The following is a 9,848-nucleotide window of genomic DNA, read 5'->3' as shown; positions in this document are numbered from 1 at the left end:
TCGTGGACGGTGTTGACGAGGTGGCGCAGGTCGCGGCCGAGGCGGTCGAGTTTCCAGATCGCGAGGGTGTCGCCCTCGCGAAGCGCTTTGAGGCAGGCGTCGAGCCCAGGGCGGCTGTCGCGTTTGCCGGAGGCATGATCCTCGTAGAAGCGCTCGGGTTCGACGCCGGCGGCGAGGAGGGCGTCGCGCTGCAGGTCGGTGGTTTGCGAGCCATCGGCCTTGGACACGCGCATGTAGCCGAGCAGCATGGGGTGATGATCCTGGGCGGGCGTGACGGGCCACGCGTCGTGAGGCGGTATGACGATCAAGGGGCCGGGGGCCGCCGATCTGCGGTGCTCCCCCGTTCGTGCCTGTCACGCAAACGAGCGATTGCGTGACAGATACAGCGACGGCCCCCAAACGGCCGAGCTACCGTACTACAAGCCGTCATAAATTCTACGCTCTGTATCGACAGAAAATCATCATTAAGTGACCCCGGATACGGTAGTGATGCGCTTTTGGTCACTCACTGATGTTTCATCTCAAACCTGGATGGCAACCAGAGCCGAAGGTCGAGCCATATGCGCAAGGCCACGACCATAGTCCCCTTATCTGAACCCGGCCATCTTGATACGACATGCGTGGTTTGGTACGAAATGACGTTCAGGTACCATCTGACAGGTCGTCATGGCGTCGCAGGCGGTTAAAATTATCGATGGGGGTAAGCTGATCATTCCAGCTGCGTTTCGGCGCAAGCTCGGGATCGAGGTCGGCGATACCGTTATCATCGAACTGGATGAGGACGGACTTCATGTCCGATCGCTTACCTCAGCCGTACGCCTGGCTCAGACGATTGTCGGCACCTTCCGACCCGACGATGCGCCAGGTGAAAATGCGTTGAGCCAGGATAGCGCAAACGATCCGCACCAGGAGACCGAGCATGACTGAGGCGTTCGTCCTCGATGCCTCAGCCCTGCTCTGCCTGCTCAAGGGTGAAGCCGGGACGCAACGCGTGATCACGGTCCTGCCACGCGCTTGGATCAGCGCCGTCGCTCTGTCCGAAGTTTATGCTGCCCTCGCTGAAGCCGGCGGCTCCCAAAACCGCATCGCCCAAGCTGTCGGGGGGCTTCACCTACGGGTCGATCCCTTCGACGACGCTCAAGCTCAAGCCACAGGCATGCTGAGACCGCTTCTCAAGGCGTTCGATCTCTCCCTCAGCGATCATGCCTGCCTGGCCCTCGCACAACAGCGAAATGCTGTCGCGCTCACCACTCAGAAAGCCTGGGCCGACCTCCCCAAAAGCCTCAGGATCACCATCGAAATCCTCCCATGAGACGTCACTGGAGGATCTCCTGAACAATGCCGATCCGGCGCGAGCATCGCTTCTTCTATCCCATCGACTGGCCGCAACTCTCAGCGGCGATCCGCTTCGGGCGGGCGGGTGGCGCCTGCGAGGGCTGCGGTCGGCCCCATGGGCTGACCGTGTATCATCTCGGTGATGGGCGCTGGTGGGATGCCAGCATCGGAGCCTGGCGCGATGGACAGGGCCGTACGCTGCGCAGCCTGCCGACGATCGAAGATCTCGGTCGCATCCGTACGACCCGCGTTGTGCTGGCTGCCGCACACCGCGATCACGACACCACCAACAATCTCGACCGCAACCTCGCTGCCTTCTGCCAACGCTGTCACATCAACCACGATCGCCCCGAGCATCGGCGTCGACGCTGGCGCACCCTGTTTCAGTGTCGGGCGATGGGGGACCTGTTTCGGGGGCTCTACCCGACCGCAAACAAATCGAGCTGAAGCGCCGATCTCTGCCCCCTGCCCCGCCGGCCGCCTCGTGGAAGTGGCTTGATCACTGGCAGGGCTCCGGTCCCCTTGGCATGCAGCACGGCCCCGACAATCTGGCAGCCGTCGCCCGGGTGATACACGTAAGCACGGCAGCCATCGGCCTGGAGGATCTCCTGAACAATCGTCTCGTCATCGGGACGTGCGCATAAGGCATTCATCAAACACGCCAGCCCAAGAGAAGCGATGTTCGAGAAGTAGAACTCGCGCTGATAGCCGGCCCAAACCTGCCTCTGTGCACCGATACTGGTTCGCGCGAACGGATTGTTGGGCGCAAACACTGTGCTCTCGTCCAGGACGAAAGCAGCGATCGCATCGCGATCAGCGATATGCAGCGCGGTCCGGATCGATGCGCCGAGCTGGCGCTGGGGGATAGGCACGCGATCACATCCTCATATCGTTACGAACTGAGATCGGCCCAAGCCACGCCAAAGGTACGATCGATTCCGGTTTGGCGCCTTTCTGGAAAAAGCAGGCCCTAAACATCCAAAAAGAGGTCTGACCACGCCTGTTTGGCTATGTCATTGTGAAACAAATCGTTTTACGAATTGACGCCATGCCACAGCTTGCAGGCGTGCTTACCTCCGGGTTCGAACTTCGGATCCTGCGCCGTCCTTGCGATGGTGGTGGGCGTATCGAGACGCGGCACATCCACATCGAGGCGAGCTCGGGGGATCAGGCGATCGCTCAAGGGAGGTTTCTCGCCGAAGCGATCCTCGAGGGCTGGTCCGGTGTGGCCATGCTCACCAACGAGGCCGGCGCCCTGATCTGGTCGACGCGCAAAGACATGCCGCCGCCGACAGCACCTGGCATGATCTGATCGCTGGCCACCCGCCTCGGCTGGGCGTGACCAAGACCGGAAAGATGCTGGTTCAGCACCGATGCCCGTTCGATGCGAAGCGTCCAGAGCCGCCATGGCGTCGCCAGCGGCAGAAAGTCGGCTTCGTCGAGGACGTGCTCGGAATGATCGCCATGCCGGACCACCATGCGGAACGGCACCTCGCCCGGCGGCCCGATCAGCACAACCGTCAAGGTGTTGAAGCCGTCATGCAGCCACGACGTGACGTCGTGGTGGAAGCCATCCTCCGTCGGATCAAACCCCTCCAGCGCGGGCTGGGTCACCGCGTAGGTGTTGAGACTGACCATAGCGCGGCTCCCCGCGCCCCACAGTGTAAGGCGCAGCCGCTCCCCGGCTCGAATGTGCATGCTGTGCCCCGCTACAAGGGCCAAACTGACCGCTTCGGGAGTTTTCCACAACGGGAACAAGGCATGAACGGAAACGCTTCATTAACCCTGTGGCCTGGGCGCTCCAGGCCCAGTCCCCTCACGATCCATCAGCCGCATCCAGTGCCAACTTGCGCCGCTGCCCACCCAAACCCAGGCTCTTGGCAAGTGCGGAGCGCTTTGCCGAGTAGCTCGTGGTCACCATCGGGTAGTCGGCAGGCAGGCCCCACTTGGCACGGTAGGCCTCCGGTGTCAGGCCGCGTAGGGTAAGATGACGCCGCATCGTCTTGTAGCCCTTGCCGTCCTCGAAGCTGATGATCGCATCTGGGGTGATCGACTTGCGGATCTGAGCGGGCGTCAGCTTCTCAGGTTCGGACGCGGCCGTCGGCTCCTCACCGCCGAGGCGGCTCAAGGATGCATGGACGCTGGCAATCAAGTTCGGCAACTCGCCAGTTTGAACGTGATTGTTCGAGACATAGGCTGAGACGATATCGGCTGCCATCGCCAAAACGTTGCTGCTTGTGTCTGCCACTGCTTCGTCCAACATGAAATATACTGCCCTATAATTAACTGATATGGCCTATCTTAATTAGTTTCTGACAGAACAACAAGTCGAATATGGGCCGATAAGGCGCTGATACGGACCCTACTGCAAAACAGGGATTTGTTAAGGATCACGCATTAGTGGATCTTAACACTTACGGGGACGGACGATGCGGGTTCTGCTGATCGAGGACGATGCGGCGGTGGCGCAGAGCATCGAGCTGATGCTGAAGACGGCCGGGTTCAATCCCTTCGTCACCGATCTCGGTGAGGAGGGGATCGATCTAGGCAAGCTCTACGACTACGACATCATCCTCCTCGACCTGACGCTCCCTGACATATCCGGCTACGAGGTGCTGCGCAGCCTTCGCGTGGCCAAGGTGAAGACCCCGATCCTGATCCTCTCAGGGATGGCCAGCATCGAGGACAAGGTGAAGGGCCTCGGCTTTGGCGCCGACGACTACCTCACCAAACCGTTCCATCGGGACGAGCTCGTCGCCCGCATCCAGGCGATCGTGCGCCGCTCGCAAGGACACGCGGAGGCCGTCGTGACGATCGGTGATCTTGCGGTGAACCTCGACCAGAAGACCGCCGAGATCGCCGGCTCCCGTGTCCACCTCACCGGCAAGGAGTACCGAATGCTGGAACTCCTCGCGCTGCGGAAGGGGTCGACGATCACCAAGGAGATGTTCCTCAGCCATCTCTATGGCGGCATGGACGAGCCCGAGCTGAAGATCATCGACGTGTTCATGTGCAAGCTTCGGAAGAAGCTCGCCAACGCCAGCCAAGGCAAGAACTTTATCGAGACGGTTTGGGGCCGTGGCTACATGCTGCGCGAGGATATCAGAGAAATTCAGGCCATCGCGAGTTGACAAATTCTCTACGTGTATTTTGAAGTGCTAGAGCGGTATCCTCGACAACTTTCCAGCCCACAAGATCAAAGGCGTGCGCAAGGTCATTGAGGCCGCCGGTGCCCGGCCGCTCTTCCTGCCGCCCTACAGCCTCGATCTCAGCCCAATTGAGATGGCCTTCGCCAAGCTCAAGGCTGTACTCCGAGCGGCTGCAAAGCGCACCGTCGCCGCCCTTAGAGACGCCTTCGCCACATTCAAAACAGACGAATGCCGAAACTACCTCGCCGCCGCGGGATACGACGCTTATGAGCCAACTTAATCGGACGCCGCTCTAATTCATAACGAGCTGAATAGCTTGGCTGTTGAGCAGGCAATGAGCGCCGTCGGTATTGGGAAAGTATCTGACGTTCACCCGGGAACCCTAGTGTAAACGCCCGCCGCATGCGCCGAGCAAACAGGCGAAAGGCTGCCTTACGCGACCAGCCCGAATGGGCAGTGCTTGCACTGCTTCTGCCCGGGCCGTCCAGAATAGGCCTCTGCGGCGGCGGCCACTGCACATTATTTCGGACAGCGTCTTGTACGTAATACGCACAGAATGCGGTTGCCGCCAAGGCCTACTTTCAAAGCGCCTCAACAAACAACTCTGTGGATAACTCTAGAATGGCTTGGGGAGCCTGTGCGCCAGCCGTGCGCGGAGACCCGCGCTAATTCTTGCTCCACGCAAGGACCGCTTCCGCACTTTTCCTGCCCGTGGCCCGGCCTCGCGCTCTTGAGGACAAGGATCAGCCATTCAATCCTTGCCCGCAAGATTTTGCATGAATAGATACACCAATCCTTGGTGTAACACGGCCATTTGACAAATGTAATTTCAGTTCCTAGCTTCGTGATCGTCGGAAACGACACACCACCTGTAGCGCAATCACGAGGATATCATGCGCTTGATTGACATCACGGCGACCACGTCCGTTAACAACGTCCGCCGCCCCGGATCCAAGGCAATCAACTGGGTCGGCGGCGGCGTCTATACGCTGACGCTCGACCCCGAGGCCGTCACCACCATCGAGCCCCACCGGGGCTACGTGGATGCGGACGCGCGGGAGGCGCCCGTGGAAGGCTTCTTCACCGTGACGCTGTCGCCCGGGCAGCAGTACACCGTCGATGCCCACGCCCGCGACCAGATCGTCGCCGCTAAGAACGCGGCGTAGGTCGATGCGGCCGTCCCGGTCCCTGCGAGCGACGACGGCCGCGCTTCACACGTGTGACGGCGTCCTGCGCGCCGGCACGCCCCTGAGCGAGGCGCACCCGCGCCTCGCTCAGAATGCCGATCATCCGGCGAACGAATTTCTGCAGCAGTGCTGCGCGCTCTGCCCGTGCGGCTGCCATGAGCGCGATGAGCGCTGCGATCCGATCCCTTTGCCGACGAGCTGGAAGGGTCGTCGGCGCGCCCTCCCTTTGCTCAAGGCGGGCGTGAGCGGTGCGACGGAGCGCCAAGGCTTGCGCGCGGCGCACACGGGCACGGTCGAGCACGTCCAAGGCGGTCGCCCGGGCCGGCCGGCGTGCGAGCACTGCGCCAGCGTGCTGCCACAGGTCACTTTCCTGGATGGACGCACTTCCAAGCGGGCGCTTCTGGGCGACGGCGCGCCGTTCGGCCGCCTCGCCGAGCACGAGGTAGGCGTGCCGGCGATGCCGCGAAAGGGCGACGTAGGCTCGGCCCGCGTCGCAGCTTCCCGCCCCCCCGGGCAAGGCGAAGATCGCTTCATCCGCCGTGAGGCCTTGAGCTTGGTCGATGGACAAGCAGCCGCCAGGGGCCAACTTTGTACGGCCGGTGTCGGGATCACGCAGCGTCGACCAGGCCACCAGGCCTTGGCGCCCGCTCCCGCGATTGCGCAGCACGAGGCCGTCCGCGCCGATCGCGACCACCGTCACGATACTTCCGTTGACCCCGAGGAGGCCGCGGCCACCGGTACCCGTGGCGTTGACGCGCTGGTACAGCCGCACCTCGTCGCCCGGCGCCAGCATCAGCGTGTACGCGGCACCGGCTTGGTCAATGGCCTCGACCGTGACCTCGTCGGGGCCGACCTCGCCACGATCCTGACGTCGAAGCCGGATCGCCTGCCCGATCGCACGAGCATCCCGGTTCGTGGGGGCGAGGACGGCGAGGCTGAACCCGGGATCGTTGGCGTGGGCGCACATGCGTGCGTCCCACAGTGCCGCGACGGCCTCCACGGCTTCCTCGTACGACCCGGGTGCGAGCTGGGCGCGCTCGGCTGCGCGCATGACCTCCAGCACCTCTTCAATACGACCCTCGCGCGCCATCCCCGCAAGTTCGCGTTCCTCGACTGCGCTCTGCCGCAAGGTCGTGGTGATGGCCGGTATCGCCTCGTGACCAAGAGCACGCCGCAGGAGGGCGAGCGGGCTGCCCGCTTCAACGGGGGTAGCCTGCAGGTCGTCACCGACCACGACAAGGCGGAACCCGACGCGCTCGCGCACTTCGAGGATCCGCAGCAGCGTGCGGGTCGACATCAGGCCGACTTCGTCCACCACGACGACATCGTCCGGACCGAGCTTGATCCGCCCTGCATCGACCCGCGACAGCAACGCGGCCGTCGCGAAGCAGTCCTCGGGCGCGATGCCCGCATCCGCGAGCGCCTGCGCCGTTCGCCACGCGGTGGAGATCCCGTAGACCCGACGCCCGCTCGCCTGCCAAGCCCGGGCGAGGGGGAGGATTACGGCGCTTTTTCCTGCGCCGGCCGCTCCCGTCAGGGCCGCGATCCGCGGTCCAGTGCCGAGCGCCACCATCGCAGCAGCCTGTGCGCGTCCGTGCTCACCCTCGAAGGTGAGGCCAGAAGCCTGTGCCGCGACAGTGATCGCCTCCGGCGTGAGAGCACCACTGCGATCCTGCGCGGCGGCCTGTGCCAGGGTGACGAGGCGTGCTTCCCGCTCGGCATGCACCCCGGTCGTGGCACGAAAGGTGTCCTGCCCGTGCGTGCCGCGCACGCGCTCGATGGTCAGGAACGTCGCGGTACCCTCCTGCGTCAGGCCGCGTTCCCGCAGCAACGCCACGACCGCATCGACGTCCTCGGGGCCGCGGTAGCCTCCGACGATCAGGCCCCGGGCCGCAGCCGTACGCACCGCACTCTCGTCCAGTACGGCGTGGTTCTCGAAGGCCGTGCCGAGCAGTTGTGCGGCCGCACGGTAGGCCGGATCCAAGCGTCCCTCGCCATCGGGCTCGGCGATCGGCGCGTCGAGGTGGATGAAGCGGGTCGGTCTCCAACCAGCCGCAGCGGCCTCGGCCTGCCACGCCACGATGTCGCCGAGATCGTCCAACTTGGCGCCACGTGGGTCCTGCGTTCCAGCCTTGAGCAGGGCGATCTTCTGCACCCCGTCGAGGGTGTCCCAGTCCAGCCCTTGTGCAGCGGCGTAGGCCTTGGCCGCCTTGGTCCCGCCCGCGGTGCGTTTGGAGAAAAGCTCGCGCAAGGCTTCAGAGATGGCCGCGACGCGCCAGGCCCCAGTGCGCTCGTCGACCTCCACCGTCACACCCAGCCGGCGCAGGCGGACGGTCACAGCCGCATGATAGAGGGCCCCGAGCTCCTTAACGGATCCAGCCAACGCCGCGAGGTGCAGGCCACCGACGTGCCCGGACGGGGTCAGGACGCACGAAGGCAGGATCGCATGGTGGTGGACCTGCGGGTCCCCCGCAACACGCACGGTCTGCAGCTGCGTGAACACCCGGCCGGTCTCGGGATCGATCCGCACGACCTCGGCCGTTGGGCGAGCGCTGAAGTGCTCGAAGGTCAGCCAGCACATCGAGCCTTGCTCGACGCCGCCGCGCCCCGCCTTGCCACGGCGCGCCTTGCCGATCACCGTCTCGGCGATCCGCAGGACGTCAGCGACCGCGTCCCGGTGAGCCGCCAACAACAGCGCCCGCTCGCTCTCGCTCGGCGTCAGGGCGATCGCGATCGAAAGGCTCTTCTCGGCGCTCAGCGTAAGGTCGATGAACGAAATCCGCTGTTTGGCAGCCGTCAGGCCGTCGGCGTAGGCCGTGGGGCGCAAGGCCCTGCCATCGCCGCGCCGGCCCTCGCGCAGGTGCGGCACGGCCTCCGTCAGCCCGATAGCGCCAGCGTGCTCCTCGATCCCGTAGAGCTGCAGGAAGCGGCGACGCAGGAGGGCGACCCGGCCCGGGGGCAAAGCGGCTCCGGTATCGGCACGCTGACCGGAAAGCACGCGATCGACCTCGACCGCCGTCGCGATCCGATCGGGATCGAGACCGAGTTCCGCCGCGAGGCTGCGCGTGCCGTCACGCTGCAGCTGTCGTCCGGGAATCGGCTGCCCGTCCGCGCGGGCGCCGGTCAGCAGGTTGGCGATCTCGTCCGCGCTCGGCGCGCGCGTCTGATCGAGGCCGAGAAGCTGGGCGAGCGCCGGGTCGAGATCACGGCGCACCTGTGCCACCGTTCCGGTGAACCCAGCGATGTCGCTCGGGTCAGGACCTTTGGCACCGGCATAGTACGCTGCGATCGCGGCCTGCGTGGGGGCGAGCGTCAGCTCGCCGAGATGGGCGACCATGGCTGCGGCGCCGGCGGGCGTGTTGGCGGCACCGGTACGGTAGGTCAGCACGCGGCGTATTGCTCAGACACCGTCCTGGCCCGTCCGGGGACCGTCCGGCGGAGCGAGGCTGGCGCGGATCACGGTGAGTTCCTCGGTCTGGCGATCGAGACCGTCGGCGATACGCATCAGCGCCTCGGCAAGGCGGCCTTCACCCTCTTCGGGAGCCGTCACCGCCTGGAGCAGCGCGTTCAGGATGCTGGCCTGCGTCTCCAGGGTCCCGACCATCTCCCGCATCGCCTCGGACAGGATAGCGATCTCGGTGCGCAGGGTTGCGATGTCCGTGGCTGTTGCCGGCTTCTCGCTCACCACCCAGCTCCTCCCCGACGCGCCCGTTCGAACCATGATATGAGATGGGATCCTGCGGATGCCGCACCAAGGGTGCCTTGGTCTGTAGAGAACCTACCTTCCGCTACCGACCCCACTCACGTCCCAGTGGCGCCCGCCTCGCACCCCCCTTGCTGGCGCGGGCAGGGGGCTACGTGATGGGCCGTTCGAAGATCCAGGCGCTGTTCGCCACTGCTCGTCAGGCCGACCGGCGTGTATCGGTCTGGATGCGGACGCACTATGCCGAACTCGTGGTCGAACTGGGCACGGGGCGGGTGGCTTGGCGCAGGGTCCTGCCGATCCTGGCCGAGCTCGGGCTGACGGATGAAGTCGGACAACCGCTGACCCGTGACACGGCCTCGCGGACCTGGAAGCGCGTGTGCCGGGAGATCACGACGCAGCAAGGCGCGAAGGTGCCACCCGCGCCGCAGCCGACGCCCGGCGAACTTGCCCCCGGCGTGCGTCGCGTCGGCC

The 9,848-nt window shown here is 64.8% G+C and carries 13 protein-coding genes and 1 pseudogene; 7 read left to right on the top strand and 7 right to left on the bottom strand.

All coding sequences use genetic code 11. The features are described 5' to 3' along the window. Positions 1-248: recombinase family protein (locus tag FV230_RS18650; RefSeq protein WP_147843463.1), on the bottom strand; the 248-nt coding region annotated here is incomplete at its 3' end. Between the two features lie 418 nt (positions 249-666). Between FV230_RS18650 and FV230_RS18645 the strand changes: the two genes are divergently transcribed. From FV230_RS18645 to FV230_RS18635, 3 genes are read left to right on the top strand one after another with little or no spacing between them, the layout of a single operon-like run. Continuing rightward, positions 667-927: an AbrB/MazE/SpoVT family DNA-binding domain-containing protein gene (locus FV230_RS18645; protein ID WP_147843462.1), complete on the top strand. Its 261-nt coding sequence runs from the start codon at positions 667-669 to the stop codon at positions 925-927. Then, complete coding sequence (locus FV230_RS18640; protein WP_147725767.1) at positions 920-1,312, top strand: type II toxin-antitoxin system VapC family toxin; 393 nt, start codon at positions 920-922, stop codon at positions 1,310-1,312. Before FV230_RS18645 ends, FV230_RS18640 begins: the two co-directional genes overlap by 8 nt. 26 nt (positions 1,313-1,338) lie before the next feature. Further along, positions 1,339-1,782 (top strand): hypothetical protein, encoded by a 444-nt coding sequence (locus FV230_RS18635; protein ID WP_147725766.1) that lies wholly within the window; start codon positions 1,339-1,341, stop codon positions 1,780-1,782. Here FV230_RS18635 and FV230_RS18630 read toward each other — a convergent pair. The 4 genes from FV230_RS18630 to FV230_RS18620 form a co-directional block, all read right to left on the bottom strand. Beyond that, positions 1,755-2,207: a hypothetical protein gene (locus FV230_RS18630; RefSeq protein WP_147843461.1), complete on the bottom strand. Its 453-nt coding sequence runs from the start codon at positions 2,205-2,207 to the stop codon at positions 1,755-1,757. The genes FV230_RS18635 and FV230_RS18630 overlap by 28 nt on opposite strands. A 161-nt stretch (positions 2,208-2,368) precedes the next feature. Then, positions 2,369-2,518, bottom strand: a complete 150-nt coding sequence (locus tag FV230_RS30355) for a hypothetical protein (protein WP_210248647.1) — start codon at positions 2,516-2,518, stop codon at positions 2,369-2,371. After that, positions 2,515-2,973, bottom strand: a complete 459-nt coding sequence (locus FV230_RS18625; RefSeq protein ID WP_147725764.1) for a hypothetical protein — start codon at positions 2,971-2,973, stop codon at positions 2,515-2,517. Before FV230_RS18625 ends, FV230_RS30355 begins: the two co-directional genes overlap by 4 nt. 178 nt (positions 2,974-3,151) lie before the next feature. Further along, entirely contained in the window at positions 3,152-3,553 is a 402-nt protein-coding gene (locus tag FV230_RS18620) for a MucR family transcriptional regulator (protein WP_281408304.1), read from the bottom strand. A 211-nt stretch (positions 3,554-3,764) separates the two neighbouring features. Here FV230_RS18620 and FV230_RS18615 point away from each other — a divergent pair, with 211 nt between their 5' ends. The 3 genes and pseudogenes from FV230_RS18615 (at position 3,765) to FV230_RS18605 (ending at position 5,650) form a co-directional block, all read left to right on the top strand. Then, complete coding sequence (locus tag FV230_RS18615; protein WP_147843459.1) at positions 3,765-4,466, top strand: response regulator transcription factor CtrA; 702 nt, start codon at positions 3,765-3,767, stop codon at positions 4,464-4,466. Between the two features lie 37 nt (positions 4,467-4,503). Continuing rightward, positions 4,504-4,764: pseudogene (locus FV230_RS18610) on the top strand (transposase); the annotation flags it as partial. Between the two features lie 619 nt (positions 4,765-5,383). Continuing rightward, positions 5,384-5,650, top strand: coding sequence for a hypothetical protein (locus FV230_RS18605; RefSeq protein ID WP_187275548.1), 267 nt, complete (start codon positions 5,384-5,386; stop codon positions 5,648-5,650). Here the strand turns inward: FV230_RS18605 and mobF are convergent. After that, positions 5,634-9,059, bottom strand: a complete 3,426-nt coding sequence (gene mobF, locus FV230_RS18600) for a MobF family relaxase (RefSeq protein ID WP_147843456.1) — start codon at positions 9,057-9,059, stop codon at positions 5,634-5,636. The genes FV230_RS18605 and mobF overlap by 17 nt on opposite strands. A gap of 12 nt (positions 9,060-9,071) precedes the next feature. Further along, positions 9,072-9,356 carry a hypothetical protein gene (locus FV230_RS18595; RefSeq protein ID WP_147843455.1) on the bottom strand — a complete coding sequence of 95 codons (285 nt, stop codon included), beginning with the start codon at positions 9,354-9,356 and terminating at the stop codon, positions 9,072-9,074. A 176-nt stretch (positions 9,357-9,532) separates the two neighbouring features. Between FV230_RS18595 and FV230_RS18590 the strand changes: the two genes are divergently transcribed. Continuing rightward, positions 9,533-9,848 (top strand): hypothetical protein (locus FV230_RS18590; protein WP_147843454.1); only part of this gene is annotated, 316 nt, incomplete at its 3' end.

The organism is Methylobacterium sp. WL6 (assembly GCF_008040095.1).
Classification (GTDB): Bacteria; Pseudomonadota; Alphaproteobacteria; order Rhizobiales; family Beijerinckiaceae; genus Methylobacterium.
The sequence above is the reverse complement of the archived record's forward strand: the minus strand, read 5'-3'. Positions and strand labels throughout refer to the sequence as shown.

Bases quoted from the DNA above. Each gene is read 5' to 3' on its own strand.
- FV230_RS18620 (WP_281408304.1), bottom strand. From the start codon at position 3,553: ATGGCAGCCGATATCGTCTCAGCCTATGTCTCGAACAATCACGTTCAA.
- FV230_RS18615 (WP_147843459.1), top strand. From the start codon at position 3,765: ATGCGGGTTCTGCTGATCGAGGACGATGCGGCGGTGGCGCAGAGCATC.
- FV230_RS18640 (WP_147725767.1), top strand. From the start codon at position 920: ATGACTGAGGCGTTCGTCCTCGATGCCTCAGCCCTGCTCTGCCTGCTC.
- FV230_RS18645 (WP_147843462.1), top strand. From the start codon at position 667: ATGGCGTCGCAGGCGGTTAAAATTATCGATGGGGGTAAGCTGATCATT.
- FV230_RS18625 (WP_147725764.1), bottom strand. From the start codon at position 2,973: ATGGTCAGTCTCAACACCTACGCGGTGACCCAGCCCGCGCTGGAGGGG.
- FV230_RS18635 (WP_147725766.1), top strand. From the start codon at position 1,339: ATGCCGATCCGGCGCGAGCATCGCTTCTTCTATCCCATCGACTGGCCG.